Genomic DNA, 18,843 nt, shown 5'->3' with positions numbered 1-18,843 from the left:
TCAGGACGAACCGGATGCGATCGTTGCTTCGGAGGCGTAGCGCGAGCTCTTAGCGCGGAAACGCACGAGGCGCCGGTCGGCGCTAACCGCTGAGGTCGGCGGGATCAGGGTGAAGGCCATCACGATCTTCGACGGGTCGGCCGAGCCGTTCCGTACGACGGCCTGCACGTCACTGTGGCTGTCTCCCTCCACGACGGGGTACAGGAGCGCCACCCCTGTTTTAGCCCCGATGCCGGTGCTGCCACCAGGGTGCGCCTCAGCCGACGAGCGTGCCGCATCGATCAGGCGCTGTGCAGCAGTGCGGTGTTCGACACTGGCGATGCGGCCGAAGGAGGTCTTGCCGGCCTGCCGAGTTCGGCGGACGAGGGACAACGGCAGCGAACCAAGCACGCGGGCTTCTATGCGCTTGCTCGCGGCCAGACGGGGGGATATGAGCAGCCAGTCGTCCACCCTGGCAAGCGTGCCGTCGAGCTGGCTGAGATAGGTCAGATGAGGGTCGAAGTGCCCTGGACGTTCCCATTCGAGCTGAGACAGCACACTGACAAGGTCCCTGTGGGAGATGGTCCCGGTAAGCGCCTCGAAGGTTCGCGTGAGCGAGGTGGAATCGTCTGGTGGATTGGTGAACGTAGCCGGGCCTGCGCTGAGCGAGTCCAGCAAGGGGCGCCAGCGCTCGGTGTTCCGTTTGAGCGCCGCGTTGTTCTCTGGGTACGACGCGGGCTCAATGGGACGGCCAGGTGACCGGATCTCCACCAGCTCCGCGTTGAACATCTTGTTGCGGGCCGAAGGTCTGATCCAGGGCAGGTGCTGTGCCACAAGAGGAGGCACTTGCATGGGTGTTATTTGGGGCTGACCATCGACCACTACGGCGTATTGGCCCAACTGCTCCCGGAATGTCTCCTCGTCACGGCAGATCGCTTCGTAGGCCTCGTACAGATCGGCGTACCTGTTGCGGCCGAAAGGCTCCTCCCGTCCGATATAGAGCCGGACCAAGTCCCGGTAACCGGGCCGGAAGCCGAACCAGCGTCCCATCTGCATCAGGGTGTCCGCCTGCTGGGTGGTGCGCCGGTAATAGGTGATGGTCAAGCCTTCCACGGTGAAACCGCGAGAGAGCTTCGTTCCGCCCACCAAGATCTTCCAGACGTGTGGTGTCCGGTCGAAGTCGAGGTTCAGCTGGTCGAAGTAGCGGTCGGAGTCACCGTTGACGACGATGACTGGCTGACCGCCTGAGCCGATGCGCTGACGTGCGACATTGACGTAGGGGCGTAGTTCCTCATAGGAGGCAGGAGCGGGGAGATCTGACGCGCGAGCGTCACTGACAGCAGCGAAGTCGGAAGCCCACAGCGCAGCAAGGCGCTCATGGCCGGCCGCCGAGCTGTAACCCGCCTGATGCCACATGGAATTAACACGCAACGCGAGATCCGCGTGATCGTCCTTTCGCACCGACTGATGAGCGAGCATCGTGTGGTGCCGGAACGGGCCGTCATCCACACCGTGGTCGGCTCGGTACAGCTTCAGCGCACCAGACAGGACGAATGCGTCGATGGCCTCTTGAAGGCGGTCGCCCGTGGACTCGCAGATGTCCCGGATGTGCGCCTTCTCCTGGGAGTTGGCGTAAGTGCGCTCATGCCGAGGTATCGCCGAGTCCAAATCGTGGAAGTCCTGGGCGCCCATGTACCCAGAGGGTCGAGGCAGCGAGATCAGGAAGTCGCTGGGGAAGATGTCCTCGTCGTCACCGGGGTCAACGAAGACGTTGGCGAAGGGGGTAGCCGTGTAGCCAACGTACTGCGCGCGCGGAAGCAGCTTCAGGAGCTGGGAGAGCAGCCCGTTGATGGCCGTGCGTTCAGTGCTGCCTTGCTCCCACTTCTTGGGGTCCAAGGTGTTCACGGACGCCTGGTCGGACTCGTCATCGATGATCAGGGCAGGCAGCTCACCGAGCAGTCCGTGAATCTGTTTGAGGTCTTTGACAAGCTTGCTCAGAACGGACTTGTTCTTCTTGACCACCAGGATGCGAGCCGCCGCGTGGTGGAGGTTCGCTGGATCATGCAGAGGGCGGGTCGGTTCGCGCTTCTCGAACTCAAGAGCCCGGATGCCTTGCGCCAGGCTCTTGTAGTCGTTGTCGCGAGTCGTCAGACGCTCGATGTCGAACGCACCGAGCACAGACGGGCGTGCACCGTGTCGGACGAACTCGTCCCAGTCCGCGTCGTCGTCGCCTACGTAGTCCACGCCCACGAGGGAGTCGAGGTCCGTGATGTCCGCGCCTCGCAGGATGTTCTCCTGCCCGATCAGCTCCATGTCGAGGCGGCGCTGGGTCTGAGCGCGCAGCAGGTTGAGCGTGCCGCCCAGCACGATGACGAGGCGGTAGCCGGCGTCGATCGCCTTGGCGGTGACGCCAGTGAAGTTGGCCGTCTTTCCTGACTGCACGTATCCGACGACCAAGCCCTTCGCCTGCCGAGCAGTCAGCTGCTCTGGATCGGTGAGGCGTTCAACAACTGCCCGGCTTGCCTCATCGAGGCTGGCGATCGCGGCATCGGACCAGCCCTTGGCACGGAGCTTCTGCTCGTACGACGTCCAATAGAAGGAACGGGCGGCTGCTCGCTCGGGGGTGTACCAAGGGGTGAAATCACGCGTGATCACTGTGGGACCCGGGATCTTCGCCACGGGTACGGCGTCATCCAGCGCTTTCCGCAGGTCACTTCCAAACCGCAGCCGGTCATACACGGCTGTACGCCGTTCATCGGTGCGGGCTGGTATTGCTAGCGCCCACTGAGGATCTTCGGCGAAGTCCCAGGCGGTGAGGTGACGGCTCCACAGGGCTCTGAGTGCCTCGTCGCCGTCGACGAGGCAGGTCCGGAACAGTTCCTCGCTCAGGTCAGCGTCGGGATAGTCCTCGTCGGCTGCAACGGCGGCCCAACGCGCGAAGTGCCGGGGGACGTTCAGCATGCCGGCCAGTGCGTGGGTGTGGATCTCGACGAGCACGTTGGCTGGGGTGTCGCTCATGTGAAGAAGTCCTCGGTCGCATCAAGGGGAAACAGGAATGACTGCGCGCTGGTGTCAGGAGAGTTGTTGCGCACTCGCGTACGCTGTGCGTCCACTGAAGCCAGGAGGATGGTGTTCCAGTAGTCCAGACGGTCTTGGCGACTACGCTCCCAGCGGCCCAGCCCGAAGCAGTCCTCAAGAAGCAGGAACAGCAAGGTCTTCGTGACCGGGGCGTCGTTCGCGCCGCCGCGCCTCCCGTCGTTGAAGTCTTCCCGGTAGGCCTTGTTGAGGATGACCGCATTGTGCTCGCGGTCAAGGTCGAAGAACTGGTTGGGGGGAAGCACACCCCAGGTGAAGGTGATCGGTTCCTCGCCCGGTTTCTCAGGCAGTTCTTCCTTGATGACTCGCTTGACCTTGGGATCCAGGCCCTTGCCCGGGGGAGTTACAGGCTTGCGGACGATCTCGCTTCGCCTCGAACCGTCCCTGTAGGCGGTCTCGGCATCCAACACGTAGCTCCGGAACGTGTGCCCCTTGGAGTCCACCGCCTTATCGAGGCCGTCCGTGAAGCCTGGAGTGACGGTGACGCTCTCCTTCTTGACATCGAGGCTCAGGACGTTGTTCTCGCGAGACGGAAGGTCGACAGCGACCCGGGCGAGAACATGGTGCCCTTCAGGGTCCCGCCAGCCGTTCCATCCTCCCGCCTGCACGAGGCGGTCGTTCCGATAAAAGTAGAAGCCTTGTCTTTCCGTGAGTGAACCGATCTGGCGGAAGCCTGCCTGCTTGGACTTGGCAGGCCAGATGTGGGCGGTGAGGCGCAGGTCCCCCAGGCCTTCCACTGGGGCCATGAACTCCCGGGGGTAGCCCGGCTTGCCCGGCACCTTGTACCCGAAGGGGTCCAGGGCTTCTACGGCGATGTGATCCACTTCTTCGCCGAGGCCGCGCTCCCCACTGCTCACGTCCCATACTGCGATGTCGAGTTTCAGGCCGCTCTGCAGATAGCGGTGTAGATAGAGGCCAAGGTGGCTCTCAAGGCGGGAGATCGCTTTGGACAGGAACTGGTCGCTCTGGCCGCGCGCGACTGTTTCAAAGGCCCGCACGCCATCCCAGCGCACAATGTTTCCCTGCCACTCGATGACCCCGTCGTAACGGTCTACGAGATCTTGCGCGTACTGCGGGTCGACGGTGTCGCAGCGGAAGCTGTCTTCGATGCCCTCTGCCGTAAGACGCCGCCCTGCAGCTCGGCTTCGCCTGGTGCGGCTGACAACGGTGAGTGATGAAGCATGGGAGAGCGAAGCGGCCTTCAGGCCTGTGCCGTACATGCCCAGGGCACCCTCGCCGTAGTCACGGCGGCGCCCCACGGTCATCGCGGCGTCCAGGCCTGCCTCGTCCATGCCCTTGCCGTTGTCGATGATCAACAGTGTGAGGATCCGGTCGGCATCACGCAGGAAGTGCACGACGACCTTGTCGGCGCCGGCGTCGATGGAGTTGTCGATGAGGTCGGCGACGGCGACCTCGAAACCGTAGCCCTGGTTGGTCAGAGCCCTGCCGTAGCCCGCATCTGGTGGCAAGTGCGTGCTGCCGGTCGTGGGGACGTCGTACTGCCAGTCGGTGCCGGACGTGTAGGACATGCTTCCTCAAATGCACAGGTCAGGACCTGCTTCACGAAGTAGCAGCCCCTTACATACAACGGAGAGTGTGACGGTACTGCAAAGGTTGGACATAGGGGGAGGTGGATGCTGAACAGGGGCGATAAGTCCGTTATTTTTCAATAGTTTTGGCCATGGATGTTCCGTCGATATCCCGCTTTGTCCGCATCCACGATCTGCGACTGGCTGTGTGGAGTCCGAAAGGCCCGAGCTGGTTGCGGGAAGTCAGCAGCGGTGCCGGGTCCAAGTGCAGGTTGGAGCCGCCCGCTTCCTGGCCAGTGTCGTGCCTCCACGCCCCGCCTCAAGGGCGCTTCACTCCGCTGCGCTGCGTTCCGCGTCGGCTCGCGCCGATGGCCCTGCGGGCCACCCTTGACCCGGGCCGCTCCAGCACGGGAGAGAAGCGAGCGGGCGGCCCGGAGAGGCGGGGGGCCGCAGGTGGGGAGCGCAACTGGTTGGCTCCAGGCAACCGGCGTGGGTGAATGCGTCAGCAGCTCGGCGTACGCCGGGTCGGTTCGGCGGCGGGTCGCCGGTGGAGTGAGGCGTCCGGGGCGTCACCAGAACGCGCCCGCTCCCATCCCTAACCCGAGCAGCACGCAAGAGACCCCCCAAGCCAGATGCGCCCCCGCCGAGTACGACACGTTCGCCGGCCTTCCGTCCTTCTGGTGTACGACCACCACCCGGCGTGGATCCCTCGGGTCGTAGCGGAGGACGACCGGGACTCCGGCGTGGAGAGGGTGCTGCTCGTGGTTGAGAGGGGTGCGGCGGTACGTCTGGTCGGCCGGGGCGTTGGGGCGGTCGACTGGTGGGGCTTTGTAGCGGACCTGGGGCGGGTGGACGGTGGGGCCCTCTCGGCGGGGGCCTCGGGCCACCTCGCCCCTGGTGCGGATGCCCCGGACGCCGAGGCGGGAGAGGGCTCGGTGCTGGCGTTGGGCTATGCGTAGGTTCCAGATTCCGAAGGCCGTCATGGCGGCGGCCATGATGAGTGTGATCGTGAGCCAGGGCTGGTCCACGTGACGTTCCCCCCGGGAGCCGACGTCAGTCGTCTGTCGTCCGGGAAGACGGGGGTCGTGTCATGGCAGTTCCGTGGGGCCGGCCCGGGTCGGCACTGCCCCGGCTACTCGGCGATTCTCCGTCCGTTCCCACCAGCGGTACACCGTTGCCAGGCCCTCCGGTGTCTCCTCGTGGCGGGTCGTGACGTTGTAGTGCTCGTAGCCGCCGTGGTGGGGGATCTTCAGTTCCTGGCCGGGTGGGACGACCGGCGCGATCTTGCCTGCCAGGTCGTCCATGGTGGGCCGGAGGACCCGGTGCCCGTGTCAGGCCGTGCGTCCGTGGCAGGCGCCGTACGGTTGTCCGGAGCCGCACCAGCAGGCCGCGGTGCTCTGTGGGGGCCAGGCCACCGCCCGCCCCCTCGCCGCCAGGGTCGTGGCGTACTGGGGGAGCAGGGTCGCGTCGGTCGGGGAGGAGAGTTCCGAGGCTGCGAAGGCCTCGTAGGACGGGACCGTGCCGGTGACGATGCCCAGGTTCGGGGTGCCGGAGGAGGCGAGTTCTCGTAGGGCGGACTCTATGGTCGCGAGGTGGGTCTCGTGGGAGGGGTATTCCGCGGCCAGGGTCGGGTACGCCTCCAGGAGTTCTGCGAGTTCCCTCGCCGGCCAGTGGAGGATCGCTACCGGGAAGGGGCGGGAGAGGGCTTCCCGGTAGGCGCCCAGTTCCGCTCGGAGGCGGGTGATCTCCGCCTCCAGTTCCGCCGGGTTTTCCGAGCCCAGGGACCAGACCCGTTTCGGGTCGTGCAGCTCGTCCAGGGTGATCGGGAGGGAGTGGACCGTGTCCGCCAGCGCGTCCCACTCGTCGTGGGACGTGCCCAGCATGCGGCGGATCCTGTGGCGGCCGAAGAGGAGGGGGTGGGTCGGCTGCGGGGGTTCCGGTACGTCGGTCAGGAGGAGGCGGACGGCCTCCGTGAACGTGTCGTGCGCCGCTTCCAGCTCGTCGTGCGATTCCAGGGCCTCCGCGATGATCACCCAGGGGGCCGGGTCCCGCGGGGACGCCGCCCGGACTCCCTCGATGATCGCCCTGGCCTCGGCCTCGTGGCCGTACTCCCAGAGGTTCGACGCCTTGAGCGCCCGTACCAGGTGGGGGTTGTCCAAGCCGTCGGTGGAGGACAGCAGACGGTCGTAGAGGGCCGTGGCCGTGGGGCGGTCGCCGGCGAGTTCCAGGTGGGCCGCGGCGCGCAGCAGCAGGGCCTCGGAGTCCTCGGGATACAGGCCGGCGGTCCGCTCCAGGCGTGCCGCCTCGGCGGTGTGGTCGACGTTTTCGGCAGGCGAGTCGGGGCGCATGGGGGACACCGTACTGCCGGGAGGTGACGAGCGTGCGGGATGCGCAGGCCAGACGCCTGACCTGCGCGGGTTCCCCATGCTTGTCATCCCGGCTCTACAGTTCGCCCGGGACTAGAGGGTCACTCCGTCTATTTGGAGCGTTTGGACCGACTTTGCGGCGAAGGGGACGCTTACCGATTTTCCGTTGAGGCGGATGTCCGAGCGGGGGGTGTAGAGGTCGCCGCCGCCCGTCGTCACCGTGTTCCAGCGGGGCACCGCGCCGTTCGTGCCGCCCGTCACCGTCGAGAAGCGGGAGAGGTCGAAGGTGAGGGTCTGGGCTGACGTCGACGTGTTCACCGCTACCAGAACCAGGCGGCGGGTCGACGCCGAGTACGCCGCCACCGCGTAGCTCACGCCGGTGTCCAGGATCGTCATGCCGGGGCGGATGTGGCGGCTGAACTGGGCCAGCACGTAGTGCTTCGTCTGGACCGTGGTCGGCTGGAGGGTGTTCGCGTCGTAGGCGATCATCGCCCAGCCCGTCGACGGGTCCATGACCTGCCAGTAGCACCACGCCGTGGGGTGCAGCCAGCGGAAGTCGTAGCAGAGGTTCGACGCCATGGTCAGGCCCGTGCCGTCGCTGTCGCCCGTCTCGGAGTTCCACAGTTTCTTGCGGGACGTCGTCACCACGTCCGTGTAGAGCAGGTCGCGGCGGCCGCCCGAGCCCTGGTAGCCGTGCACGTTGACCTGGGAGACCAGGGATTTGGTGGACGAGTTGAAGGATGCCCAGGTGGAGCGGGCCGTGTCGTAGTTCGTTTCGTCCGATGCCGAGATGCGGAGGTTCGTCAGGCCGCGTTTGTCCAACTCGCTGCGCATGTACGGGAGCACGGCCGCCTGGACCGCGGGGTCCATGTGGCAGCCCTCCTGGGTGCCGGTCGCGGTCCACCAGGTGGAGGCCGGCTCGTTGAAGGGGTCGACCGTCGCGAAGTTCACGCCCCAGTGGTCGCGGGCGTACAGGGCCGTCGCCGCCAGGTGGGAGGCGTGCTGGCGGTAGTTCCAGGTCTGGAGGTTGTTGCCGCCGCCCGCCGCGCCCGAGGGGTTGTGGTTGCCGCACATCCACCACATGGGGGAGTTGGCGAAGAGCTCCGTGATCGCGCCGCGCTGCGTCGCCTTCACCAGCATCGCGCGCTGGTTGGCGTCCGCCGACCACTTCCAGGCCGAGGAGGCGGGGTCCTCGTTGTTCCAGTCCTGCCAGAAGCCCTCGATCTGCTTGAAGGCGGGGATGTTCGGTGATGCGACCATCGTCTCGCCGCCGACGCTGTTCCAACTGCACGCGCCCAGGTTGTAGCGGGCGATGTTGAGGCCCAGGCCGGGGAGCGATCTGCCGTTGTACGTCACCGACTTGGTGGTGAAGAAGAGGTCCGCGAAGTCGTCCCGGGCGCCGAAGACGTTGGCCCACCAGGCGAGGGAGGTGCCCCAGCCCTCCCAGGTGCCGTACGTCGTCGAGGGGTTGACGGCGATCGTGGCGTCCGCGTGCGCGGTGCCTGTCGCCAGGGCGCTGCCGAGGAAGGTACCGCCTGCTGCGGTCAGCAGGGTTCTGCGTCGGATCACGGCTCCTCCGTAGGGGAATCGGGGCAGGCGCCGGTCCCCGGAAGCCCGGCGTCGCGGGGTGGCCCGTTCATGGCAACGAGAAGCATCGGGTGTGGCGGGTGGGTTGTCGAGAGTTGCGACGAGCCTTTCTCAAACCCGTGTACGAAGTCTCGGACGCGACCGTCGGAGCGATCCTGTATAACGAACAGAGCGAAGAGAACGGGTAGTCGAGCGAGCGAGTGTTCGGGAGGAGGGGAGCCGATGGTCCGCGGTCGGGCGAGTCTGCGTCCCGCTCTCGTGCTGCTCTTCCTGGTGCTGGAAGTGGCGCTGCTGGACACCGGCAGCCTCTACGCCACCGTCGCGCTCGCCGCGACCGCCGCGGCCTCTGCCGCGCTCACGCTCTGTGCCGTCGTCGGCTCGCGCTGCGCGCCCGCCGTGCCGCGCACCCGGGTGCGTACGGCCATCCGCGACCGTGACCTCCGTACGGCCTTCCTGCCGCAACGCGATCCCGACGCCCGGGGGCGCACCCGGCCCCGGGCACCCGGACACGCCCTCCGGGCGACCGTCGCGTAGGGCCACAGCCAGCACGTTCACAGAGCCGGCCCCGCGCGGGTCGTCATGCCGCCATGTCCCACTCCCGGCACGACGAGACCCCCCGGAGGGCTCACCCATGTCCGTCTTCGCCCAGCTGGTCGAGCGACTCGCCGACCTCCTCCAGCCGCTGTTCGGCGCCTCCGCGGCCGCCGCCGCGATCGTCCTGTTCACCGCGCTCGTACGACTCCTCGTCCACCCCCTGTCCCGGGCCGCCGCGCGCGGCCAGAAGGCCCGCACCGCGCTCCAGCCGAAGATCGCCGAACTGCGGAAGAAGCACGGGAAGAACCCCGAGAAGCTCCAGCGGGCCGTACTGGAGCTGCACGCCGAGGAGAAGGTGTCACCGCTGGCCGGCTGCCTGCCCGGGCTGCTCCAGGTGCCCGCGTTCTTCCTGCTCTACCACCTGTTCTCCAGCGACACGATCGGCGGGCGGGCCAATGCGCTGCTCGACCACCAGTTGTTCGCCGCGCCGCTGGGGGAGCGGTGGGCGGATGCGCTCCAGGGTGGTCTCCTCGACGGGGCGGGGCTCGTCTACGCCGGGCTGTTCGCGGTCGTCGCCGGGGTCGCCGTGTTCAGCTACCGCCTCAGCAAGCGCACGATGGCCGCGAGTCCGGCCCTTCCGGCCGGTGAGCAGCAGGTGGCAGGGTTGGGGGCGGTGGCCAAGGTGATGCCCTTCATGTCCTTCTTCACCCTCGTCACCGTGGCCGTCGTACCGCTGGCCGCCGCGCTGTACGTCGTGACCAGTACGACGTGGAGTGTCGTCGAGCGGGCTGTTCTGTACCGGTGACGCGGCGGGCAGGGTCCAGTAGGTGAACGGGGTATTGCGGAGTGGACTCCCAGCTTGGAGGATCGACCAGTCCTCCGATGGCTGCCCCGCCGCAACCGGGTCGTATGCCTCCGGCGGGCGCCCGCGATCGAGGGAGACGTGATCATGAAGCTGCTGCGAGTCGGTACGGCCGGGGCCGAGCGGCCCGCACTGCTCGACGCCGACGGGACCCTGCGGGACCTGTCGGGCGTCGTGCCGGACATCGACGGGGCGCTGCTCGCGGACGACGCGGCGCTGGAACGCGTCCGTGCTGCCGCCGACGCCGGTGAGCTGCCCGTACTGGACGCCACCGGGCTGCGGATCGGGCCGCCGCTGGGGCGGATCGGCAAGATCGTCTGCATCGGGCTGAACTACCACGACCATGCACGCGAGACGGGTGCCGAGCCGCCCTCCGAGCCGGTCCTCTTCATGAAGGCGCCGGACACGGTGGTCGGGCCGCACGACACGGTGCTCGTGCCGCGCGCGTCCCGCAAGACCGACTGGGAGGTCGAGCTGGCCGTCGTCATCGGGCGTACGGCCAGGTACCTGGGGTCCGCCGAGGAGGGGCTCGCGCATGTCGCCGGGTACGCGGTGGCGCACGACGTGTCCGAGCGGGAGTTCCAGATCGAGCGAGGCGGGACCTGGGACAAGGGCAAGAACTGCGAGACGTTCAATCCGCTGGGGCCGTGGCTGGTGACGGCGGACGAGGTGCCGGATCCGCAGCGGCTGTCGCTGCGGCTGTGGGTCAACGGGGAGTTGAAGCAGGACGGCACGACGGCTGAGCAGATCTTCCCGGTGGGCGAGGTCGTGCGGTATCTCAGTCAGTTCATGACGCTGTATCCCGGGGATGTGATCAACACGGGGACGCCGGCGGGGGTGGCGCTGGGGGCGCCCGAGCCCAAGCCGTTCCTGCGGGCCGGGGATGTCGTGGAGCTGGAGATCGAGGGGCTCGGGCGGCAGCGGCAGGAGTTCAAGGACGCGTAGGCGCTCCGCTGGGTGAGCCGGGGAACTGCGGTCGGTTCTCGGCTGCGGGCAGTCCGTGGCCGGTCGCGCAGTTCCCCGCGCCCCTTAGGGCGCTCCCCTCACGCCAGTGCGGAAGCCAGGTCGCGCCATGCCTTCCTCGGAAGGGCGTCGCGCGGCTCGCCGTCCAGGACCTGGAGGGCGAGGTGGTCCGCTCCCGCCTCGAAGAAGGCGTCGATCTTGGCGCGGATGGCCGTCTCGTCGCCCCAGGCGAACAGGGCGTCGACCAGGCGGTCGCTGCCGCCGTCCTTCAGGTCGTCCTCGGTGAAGCCGTGCCGGAGGAAGTTGTTGGTGTAGTTCGGCAGCGGGAGGTAGATCCCGAGGAACTCGCGGGCCAGGGCGCGGGCGCGGGCCGGGTCCGTCTCCAGGACGACGCCCAGCTCCGGGGCCAGCAGCGGGGCCTCACCCAGGATCTCGCGGGCGTGCGCGGTGTGCTCCGGGGTGACCAGGTACGGGATCGAGCCCGCCGCCCGGTCGCGGGCCAGCCGGAGCGACTTCGGGCCCAGGGCGGCCAGGAGGCGGCGGTCCGCCGGCACTCCCGCGGCGTCCAGGCCGTCGAGGTGCTCGACGAGGGCCGAGTAGGGACGCGAGTACTGCTCCTCGCGCTTGGCGTGGCTCACACCGAGGCCCAGCAGGAAGCGCCCGGGGTGGGCCGCCTCCAGTTCCCCGAAGGCCGTTGCGGTGGCGTCCGGCTCGTGCTGCCAGATGCTCTGGATGCTGGTACCGAAGGTGAGCTTCGAGGTCGCCTCGATCAGCGGGGCGGCGTTGGCGGCGGAGCTGTTGCCGCCCAGCCAGACGGCGCCGTAGCCGAGTTCCTCCAGTTCGGCGGCGGCCTCGGCGAGTTCGCCGCGCCGGTCGGGGTCCTCCGAGCGCAGGCCTACGCTCCAGATGCCGTACCGGCCGACGGTTTCCTTCAGAGCGGTGGTCATCGGTTGGGATCCCTCCGGTTGGGCGCCATGTTTGATCACGCGTACTGCAGGTGCCAACCGGAGGGAGCCGCTGATGATTCCAAGGCCCTGAGTTCAACAGGCCTTGAATCCAACAGGCCCTGTTCCAACAGGCCCTAGCGGTCCAGGAACCGCTCCAGGGCCTCGACCACGAACCGGTGGTCCTGGAGCTGCGGCAGCCCGGACACCGTCACCGTGCCGATCACGCCGGCGCCCTCGACGGTGATCGGGAAGGAACCGCCGTGCGCCGCGTACGTGTCGGGGTCGAGGCGCGAGGACTCCTCGAACGTCGTGCCCTTGGCGCGGAAGCGGGCGCCCACCAGGTAGGAGGCGGAGCCGTAGCGCTCCACCACCCGGCGCTTGCGGGCGATCCAGGCGTCGTTGTCGGGCGTGGAGCCGGGCAGCGCCGCGTGGAAGAGCTGCTGGCCGGCGCGGTGGATGTCGATCGCGACCGGGGCCTGCCGCTCCCGGGCCATGCCGACGAGGAGCGAGCCTAGCTCCCAGGCGTCGTCGTGGGTGAACTGGCGGAACACCAGGCGGCGTTCCTCCTTCTCCAGCTCCTCCAGGCTCGGGGTGAGCTCCGGGTGGAACTTCGGGGTGAGCTCCTGGCTGTGCGAAGGGTTGCTCTTGTGGGTCACAGGGTCACCGTCACCTTCTCGCGGGCCGAACGACGGGCGGCTTCCAGTACGTCCAGGGCGGCGGCCGCCTCCAGGGCGGTCACCGGGTTCGGGGCCCCCTCCAGCAGGGCCTTCGCCACGGCCGCATAGTAGGCGGGGTAGTCGCCCGGGAGGGTCGGTTCGGGCCGGCCGCCTCCCGTGACCGGGGACTCTCCGGAGCCCACGCGGCCCCACAGCGACTCGGGCTCCGCGCCCCAGCCGGGCCCGGGGCGGTGGGCCGTCGCGCCGGGCGGCCTCCTGGGGGTCGAGGCCGTACTTGACGTAGCCGGCGGCGGAGCCCAGGACGCGGAAGCGGGGGCCGAGCTGGGCGGTCGTCGCGGAGACGTAGAGGTGGGAGCGGACGCCGCTGGTGTGCGTGATCGCGATGAACGTGTCGTCGTCCGTCTCGGCGCCCGGGCGGCGGATGTCCGACTCCGCGTACACGGCGGCCGCCGGGCCGAAGAGGACCAGCGCCTGGTCGACGACATGGCTGCCGAGGTCGTACAGCAGACCTCCGATCTCTGCGGGGTCGCCGGACTCCCGCCAGCCGCCCTTCGGCTTAGGACGCCAGCGCTCGAAGCGTGATTCAAAACGCCAGACGTCGCCCAACTCGCCCTCGGACAGCAGCTTGCGCAGGGTGAGGAAGTCGTTGTCCCAGCGGCGGTTCTGGAAGACGGAGAGGAGCAGGCCGCGCTCCTCGGCCAGGGCGGCCAGCTCACGGGCCTCGGCCGCCGTGCCCGCGACGGGCTTGTCGACCACGACCGGCAGTCCGGCCCGGAGCGCGGCGGTCGCGAGCGGCACGTGCGTCTTGTTCGGCGACGCGACGACGATCAGGTCGAGCTCGGCGGCCCGGTCGAACAGCTCGTCCGGGCCGGCGGCGAGGCGCACGTCCGGGAACTCGGCGCGGGCCTGCTGCTGCCGCTCGGGGTTCGAGGTGACCACCGTGTCGAGGGCGAGGCCCTCGGTGGCGGCGATCAGCGGGGCGTGGAAGACGGAGCCGGCGAGGCCGTAGCCGACGAGGCCGACGCGGAGGGGCGAGCCGGGTGTGCCGGGTGTGCCGAGGGGTGTGCCAGTCATACCACCACTTTCGCAACGCTGTTGCCAAAGTGCAAGCGCCAGGGACAATGGGGGCGTGAACAGGGCGGACGACCGTACGGGCGGAGTGGGCGGCATGCACGGCGCCGCAGGGACATGGACCGGGGGAACAGGGAGCGGGGGGACAGGGAGCGGGGCGAATCTGCTCGCCCTGCGCAGCCACAACGCCTCACTGGTGCTCGACCTGCTGCGCACGGCCGGGCCCGACGGCATCAGCCGGCTCGAACTCGCCGAGCGGACCGGCCTCACCCCCCAGGCGGTCAGCAAGATCACGGCCCGGCTGCGGGAGGACGGACTCGTGGCGGAGGCGGGGCGCCGCGCGTCGACCGGAGGCAAGCCGCGCACGGTGCTGCGGCTGGTGCCCGAGGCGGGGCACGCGGTGGGGGTCCACCTGGACCGGGACGAGGTCCGGGCCGTGCTCGTGGATCTGCGCGGGACGGTGGTGGGGGAGCGGCGGGCCGCGCTGGATCTGGGGGCCGGGGCACGGGCGGTGCTGACGGCGGTGACGGAGACCGTGCGGGTGGTGGTGGCGGAAGGCTTGCGGGGGGTGGTGACGGAGGCCCTCCGGGAGGCGGGGACGGAAGTCTTGCGGGGGACGGGGCCGGAGTCCGTCCGGGAGGCGGCGGCGGACGTTTTGCGGGACGCGGCGGCGGAGACGGCCCGGGAGGCGGGGACGGAAGCCTTGCGGGGGGCGGGGCCGGAGTCCGTCCGGGAGGCGGCGGCGGACGTCTTGCGGGACGCGGCGGGGGAGACGGCCCGGGAGGCGAGGACGGAAGTCTTGCGGGGGGCGGGGCCGGAGTCCGTCCGGGAGACGGCGACGGAAGCCTTGCGGGGGAGGGGGCCGGAGTCCGCCCGGGAGACGGCGACGGAAGGCTTGCCGGCGACGGGTCCGGAGACCGCCCGGGAGGCGGCGGCCGAGGCGCTGCCCGCCGGGCCGCTCCTCGCCCCGGCCGGTTCCCTGCTCGGGGTGGGGGTCGCGCTGCCCGGGCCGCTCGACCATGTCCGGGGTGTGCTGCACCGGGTGACCGGTTTCCCCGAGTGGGACGGGTTCCCGCTGCGGGAGGCGCTCGCGGAGCGGCTCGGGGTGCCGGTCGTGGTCGACAAGGACACCAACGCGGCGGCGCTCGGCCTGGCGGCCGCAGGCGAGAGCGGCTCCTTCGCGTACCTGCACCTCGGTACGGGGCTGGGGGCCGGTCTGGTCATCGGCGGGAGCGTGCACCGGGGAGCCCGGACCGGGGCCGGGGAGTTCGGCCACCAGGTGATCCAGCTGGACGGCCCGCCCTGCACCTGCGGCGACCGGGGCTGCGTGGAGGCGCTGTGCCTCGACGCGGTCGCGCGCGGAGATGTGGAGCAGGCGGCTCGGGTGCTGGGCACGGGCGCGGCGAACCTGGTGGGGCTGCTCGACATCGACGTCGTCCTGCTGGGCGGCCGGACGGTGGCCGCGGCGCCGGAGGCGTTCGTGCGGGGGGTCGGGGCGGTACTGGCGGCGCGGGCGCGGCGGACGGGGGAGGACGCCGTGCCGGTGCGGGTCGCACCGGGTGGGGGGCGGGTCGTGGCGGCGGGCGCGGCTCAGCTGGTGCTGGGGCCGGTGTTCGGGCGGGGGGTCGGGTGAGGGGTGTGCCGGCGCTGGGGCGTCGCTGAGGATCCTGTTCGGTCGCCTCAGGTGTCCGCCGACCGGGCGGATTCGCGCCGCCGTTCGGGGGCGTTCCCGGCGACGTCGGCTAGCCAACGGCTCCGTCCGGCAATGTCACATCTCCATGCGACTCTGCACGACCGCTCACCTCTGCCTCGCGGCGGCAGCCGCCGTTCTGCTCACCGGGGCCCATCCGGCGTACGCGGACGAGCCGGCGCCCGCCTGTGCCGCGCCCGACGACCACACCTTCCCGCTCACCACCCGCATCCACGGCGGGCCCGGCGCCTACGAGGCCGGGGGCGGGTTCGGGACCTGGTACGTCGATCTGACCAACACGACCGACCGGCCGTGCACCGGAATCCATCCGGTCGTCGTGCTCGTCGACGACAAGCGGGCGCTGGCGCCCTCGCAGCCCCGGCTGGAGTTCTTCGAGGGGGCGCGGGCGCACCCCGTGCGGTTCGAGAAGAGTGATGAGGACGAGCTCATCGGGGCGTTCGCCGACGACCAGGACCACTTCGCCGGGTTCACCGTGGGGCCCGGGAAGACCGTCTCCGTGAAGGTGCGGCTCGCGGTCACCTCGGACGCCGTACCGAACAAGGTCACCGTCAACGCCGCCGTGGTGCAGCGCCACGACGACGACGGCGACTGGGTCGGGCAGTCGAACGACTACCGCTTCGGCATCGAGGACGGCGGGCCGATCGACGGGGGTGAGTCGGAGACCGACGGCGGTACCGACTCCCATCCCGACCCCGACCCCGACGCCTCCGTCCCGCCCCGCGAGGACCGCTTCCCGTTCGCAGAGGAACTCGCCCGTACGGGAACCGGCGGCCAGGTCGCCGCGGCCGCCGCGGTGATGCTGCTCGCCGGGGGCGGGGCACTGCTCCTCGCGCGCCGGCGCCGCTGAGCCGCCGAGCCGCTGGGCAGAACCGTCCCGTCTGTCGGGATGCCGTATGCGGGCCATTCCCCAAGATCCCGCCACTGTTTAGGCTGGGAGCTGCCTGGCCCCAAGGCGCACGCTGGCACGCGTACGGCAGGAGATCCCGCACATGGCAGACCGCAAGCCCATCGAGTCGTGGCTCACCGACATGGACGGTGTGCTCATCCACGAGGGCGTACCGATCCCCGGCGCCGACGCCTTCCTCAAGAAGCTGCGCGAGTCCGGGAAGCCCTTCCTGGTCCTCACCAACAACTCGATGTACACCCCGCGCGACCTGCACGCCCGGCTGCGCCGCATGGGCCTGGACGTGCCGATCGAGTCCATCTGGACCTCGGCCCTGGCCACCGCCCAGTTCCTGGACGACCAGCGGCCGGGCGGGTCGGCGTACGTCATCGGCGAGGCCGGCCTGACCACCGCGCTGCACGACATCGGCTACATCCTCACCGACCACGAGCCGGACTACGTCGTCCTCGGCGAGACCCGCACGTACTCCTTCGAGGCCATGACGAAGGCGGTACGGCTCATCCTCGGCGGTGCCCGTTTCATCTGCACCAACCCCGACGAGACGGGCCCGTCCACCGAGGGCCCGCTGCCCGCGACCGGCGCGGTGGCCGCGCTGATCACCCAGGCGACCGGCAAGAAGCCGTACTTCGCGGGCAAGCCGAACCCGCTGATGATGCGGACCGGGCTGAACGCCATCGGGGCGCACTCGGAGAGCAGCGCGATGATCGGCGACCGCATGGACACGGACGTGCTGGCCGGCATGGAGGCCGGGATGCAGACGTTCCTGGTGCTCACCGGCCTGACCCGGCCCGACCAGGTCGAGGGCTTCCCGTACCGGCCGTCGCAGGTCGTCGACTCCATCGCGGACCTCGTCGACCGGGTCTGAGCCCCGGGAGGCAGCGGGCCGGAGCTCAAACCCGTCGCCACCCGTACGGAGCAGTCGCCGCGTCCCTGAGGATGCGGTGGCCCACCGTGCGGGGGAGGCTCCAGGCGTCTGGAGGTTCACGATGGGTTCACTGAGAGTCACTGTCTGTACGAGCGTCCTGGTCGCGGCCGCCCTCACCCCGGCGGCGTACGCGGCGGACGCAGGGGGCGTCTCGGTGACCCCGGCGACCCCCGCGCCCGGCAGTGACGTCACGCTCCGCGTGGCCGACTGTGCGGAGAGAACGGCCGTCGCCCGCTCGGCGGCGTTCGTCGCGGACGCGCGGCTCACCGTCACCGACGGTGAACTCGTCGGCGAGAGCCGCGTCCGCTCCACGCTCGACGCGGGGACGTACGCCGTGAAGGTCACCTGCGGGGACGCCGAACGGGCCGGCACGTTCACCGTCCGGGAGGGTGAGGGACGGCGGCGCTCGGCGTCCGGGACCGACGAGCCTTCGCCCGTCTCCGGGACCGGCGGCCGGCCGCCCGCACCCGGGACGATCGCGCAACGGCCCGCCCCCGGGGCGATCGGGCAGCAACCCGCACCCGGGACAGCCGGTCAGCCACCCGCACCCGGCACCGTAGGCCGGCCCCCCGTCCCCGAGGGCGGTGGGCAGTCGTCCGCGCCCGGCGAAGACGGGCACGGGCAGAGGTCCACGCCCGTGGGCGACGAGCAGCAGTCCGTCCCCCGGCGGCCGGGCCCGCACGCCTCGCCCGTCGCCCCGGTTCAGGCGGGCGGTGGCGGCGCGGCGGACCTGGTCGCCGCCGAGGACCGCGGGGCCGGTCCCGGTACGGCGCAGGGGGTGACCGGCCTGGTGCTCGCGGGCGTCGCCGCGGTGGTCGTCGCGCTGGGCGGTGTCCGCCGGAGCCGTGGAACGGACTGACCATGTCCGAACAGGATCGGGAACAGGAACGAATCAAGGGCCGCTCCTCGGGCACCGGCCGCCTGCTGGGCGGTGTGACCTGGGCGGTGCTGCTGCTGGGGCTGTGGCTGTGGGGCCGCGAGGTGACCGACGTACGGCACGGCATCTCCGCCCCCACCACGGGCGACATGGCGGCGGCCGGCCGGCCCCCGGACGTGAAACTGCCCCCCGCCCACCGCCCTCTCGCCGACGCGCTGCCCCAGCGCGTCGACATCCCCGGGCTCGGGGTGCAGGCGCCCGTGGTGGCGCGGGGTCTGGACGCGCGAGGGGCGCTCGATCCGCCGCCGTACGACCAGCCGGGCGTGGTCGGCTGGTACGCGGGCGGCGTGGCACCCGGGGCGCCGGGCACCGCGCTGATGGTCGGTCACGTCGACACCGAGACCCGGCCCGCCGTCTTCTACAAGGTCAGTGCCATGCGGCCGGGCCAGACGATCCGGGTGGTCCGGGCCGACGCCAAGGTCGCAGAGTTCACCGTCGAGTCCGTCCAGGTCCTCACCCGCGACCACTTCGACGCCCACCAGGCCTACGGGCCCCGCGAGTCGGGCCGGGCCGAACTGCGGCTGGTCACCTGCGGCGGCAGCTTCGACCGTACGACCCACAGCTACACGGCGAACGTGGTGGTGTCGGCGTACCTGACGGGAACCGGCCTCTAGCAGCTCGGGCGCCCCCCAGCCCGGTCGACGACCCGCTCCCCCTGAAGTCGCCGACCGGGCTGGTCCTCGACCGCGCGCGCACGGGCTGCGGGAGTAACCCGGCGAGCCGCGCGGGAGGCCGCGGGAGCCACGGTGGGTGAA

General features: G+C 70.1%; 14 protein-coding genes and 2 pseudogenes. 8 read left to right on the top strand and 8 right to left on the bottom strand.

All coding sequences use genetic code 11. The annotated features are described in order from the left end of the window. The 5 genes from QF034_RS14870 to QF034_RS14850 form a co-directional block, all read right to left on the bottom strand. Nucleotides 1–2,997, bottom strand: a complete 2,997-nt coding sequence (locus tag QF034_RS14870; RefSeq protein ID WP_307175418.1) for a Z1 domain-containing protein — start codon at nucleotides 2,995–2,997, stop codon at nucleotides 1–3. Then, a complete protein-coding gene (locus tag QF034_RS14865; protein ID WP_307175417.1) occupies nucleotides 2,994–4,604 on the bottom strand; it encodes an ATP-binding protein in 1,611 nt (536 codons plus the stop codon). Before QF034_RS14865 ends, QF034_RS14870 begins: the two co-directional genes overlap by 4 nt. Before the next feature lie 1,088 nt (nucleotides 4,605–5,692). Further along, nucleotides 5,693–5,908, bottom strand: a complete 216-nt coding sequence (locus QF034_RS14860; RefSeq protein ID WP_307175416.1) for a DUF5988 family protein — start codon at nucleotides 5,906–5,908, stop codon at nucleotides 5,693–5,695. Nucleotides 5,909–5,935: 27 nt separating this feature from the next. Continuing rightward, a complete protein-coding gene (locus QF034_RS14855; RefSeq protein ID WP_307175415.1) occupies nucleotides 5,936–6,952 on the bottom strand; it encodes an SEC-C domain-containing protein in 1,017 nt (338 codons plus the stop codon). A gap of 111 nt (nucleotides 6,953–7,063) precedes the next feature. After that, nucleotides 7,064–8,539 (bottom strand): glycoside hydrolase, encoded by a 1,476-nt coding sequence (locus tag QF034_RS14850; protein WP_307175414.1) that lies wholly within the window; start codon nucleotides 8,537–8,539, stop codon nucleotides 7,064–7,066. Nucleotides 8,540–8,779: 240 nt separating this feature from the next. Between QF034_RS14850 and QF034_RS14845 the strand changes: the two genes are divergently transcribed. From QF034_RS14845 to QF034_RS14835, 3 genes are all read left to right on the top strand, one after another. Next, entirely contained in the window at nucleotides 8,780–9,091 is a 312-nt protein-coding gene (locus tag QF034_RS14845; RefSeq protein ID WP_307175413.1) for a DUF6412 domain-containing protein, read from the top strand. A gap of 97 nt (nucleotides 9,092–9,188) precedes the next feature. Further along, on the top strand, nucleotides 9,189–9,896 hold the full coding sequence (locus tag QF034_RS14840; protein WP_307175412.1) for a YidC/Oxa1 family membrane protein insertase: 708 nt from the start codon (nucleotides 9,189–9,191) through the stop codon (nucleotides 9,894–9,896). A gap of 144 nt (nucleotides 9,897–10,040) precedes the next feature. Further along, the gene (locus QF034_RS14835) at nucleotides 10,041–10,898 is read left to right on the top strand and encodes a fumarylacetoacetate hydrolase family protein (RefSeq protein WP_307175411.1); all 858 of its coding nucleotides are present in this window, start codon (nucleotides 10,041–10,043) and stop codon (nucleotides 10,896–10,898) included. Nucleotides 10,899–10,996: 98 nt separating this feature from the next. Here the strand turns inward: QF034_RS14835 and QF034_RS14830 are convergent, their stop codons facing one another. From QF034_RS14830 to QF034_RS14820, 3 genes and pseudogenes are all read right to left on the bottom strand, one after another. Beyond that, nucleotides 10,997–11,863, bottom strand: coding sequence for an LLM class F420-dependent oxidoreductase (locus QF034_RS14830; RefSeq protein WP_307175410.1), 867 nt, complete (start codon nucleotides 11,861–11,863; stop codon nucleotides 10,997–10,999). Nucleotides 11,864–11,997: 134 nt separating this feature from the next. After that, a pseudogene (locus tag QF034_RS14825) lies at nucleotides 11,998–12,438 on the bottom strand (heme-degrading domain-containing protein); the annotation flags it as partial. Between the two features lie 77 nt (nucleotides 12,439–12,515). Then, nucleotides 12,516–13,614, bottom strand: a pseudogene (locus tag QF034_RS14820) (Gfo/Idh/MocA family protein). Nucleotides 13,615–13,783: 169 nt separating this feature from the next. On the opposite strand from QF034_RS14820, the gene QF034_RS14815 reads away from it, so the two are divergent. From QF034_RS14815 to QF034_RS14795, 5 genes are all read left to right on the top strand, one after another. Further along, a complete protein-coding gene (locus tag QF034_RS14815; RefSeq protein WP_370880945.1) occupies nucleotides 13,784–15,244 on the top strand; it encodes an ROK family protein in 1,461 nt (486 codons plus the stop codon). A gap of 145 nt (nucleotides 15,245–15,389) precedes the next feature. Next, nucleotides 15,390–16,169 carry an LPXTG cell wall anchor domain-containing protein gene (locus QF034_RS14810; RefSeq protein ID WP_307175407.1) on the top strand — a complete coding sequence of 260 codons (780 nt, stop codon included), beginning with the start codon at nucleotides 15,390–15,392 and terminating at the stop codon, nucleotides 16,167–16,169. Nucleotides 16,170–16,311: 142 nt separating this feature from the next. Further along, nucleotides 16,312–17,091 (top strand): HAD-IIA family hydrolase, encoded by a 780-nt coding sequence (locus tag QF034_RS14805; RefSeq protein WP_020274149.1) that lies wholly within the window; start codon nucleotides 16,312–16,314, stop codon nucleotides 17,089–17,091. Between the two features lie 121 nt (nucleotides 17,092–17,212). Continuing rightward, nucleotides 17,213–18,010, top strand: coding sequence for a hypothetical protein (locus QF034_RS14800; RefSeq protein WP_307175406.1), 798 nt, complete (start codon nucleotides 17,213–17,215; stop codon nucleotides 18,008–18,010). Between the two features lie 2 nt (nucleotides 18,011–18,012). After that, nucleotides 18,013–18,702, top strand: coding sequence for a class F sortase (locus QF034_RS14795; RefSeq protein WP_307175405.1), 690 nt, complete (start codon nucleotides 18,013–18,015; stop codon nucleotides 18,700–18,702). Nucleotides 18,703–18,843 lie beyond the last annotated feature (141 nt).

This window comes from Streptomyces africanus (assembly GCF_030816955.1).
GTDB classification, from domain to species: domain Bacteria; phylum Actinomycetota; class Actinomycetes; order Streptomycetales; family Streptomycetaceae; genus Streptomyces; species Streptomyces africanus.
This window is presented reverse-complemented; position numbering and strand designations above follow the sequence as displayed.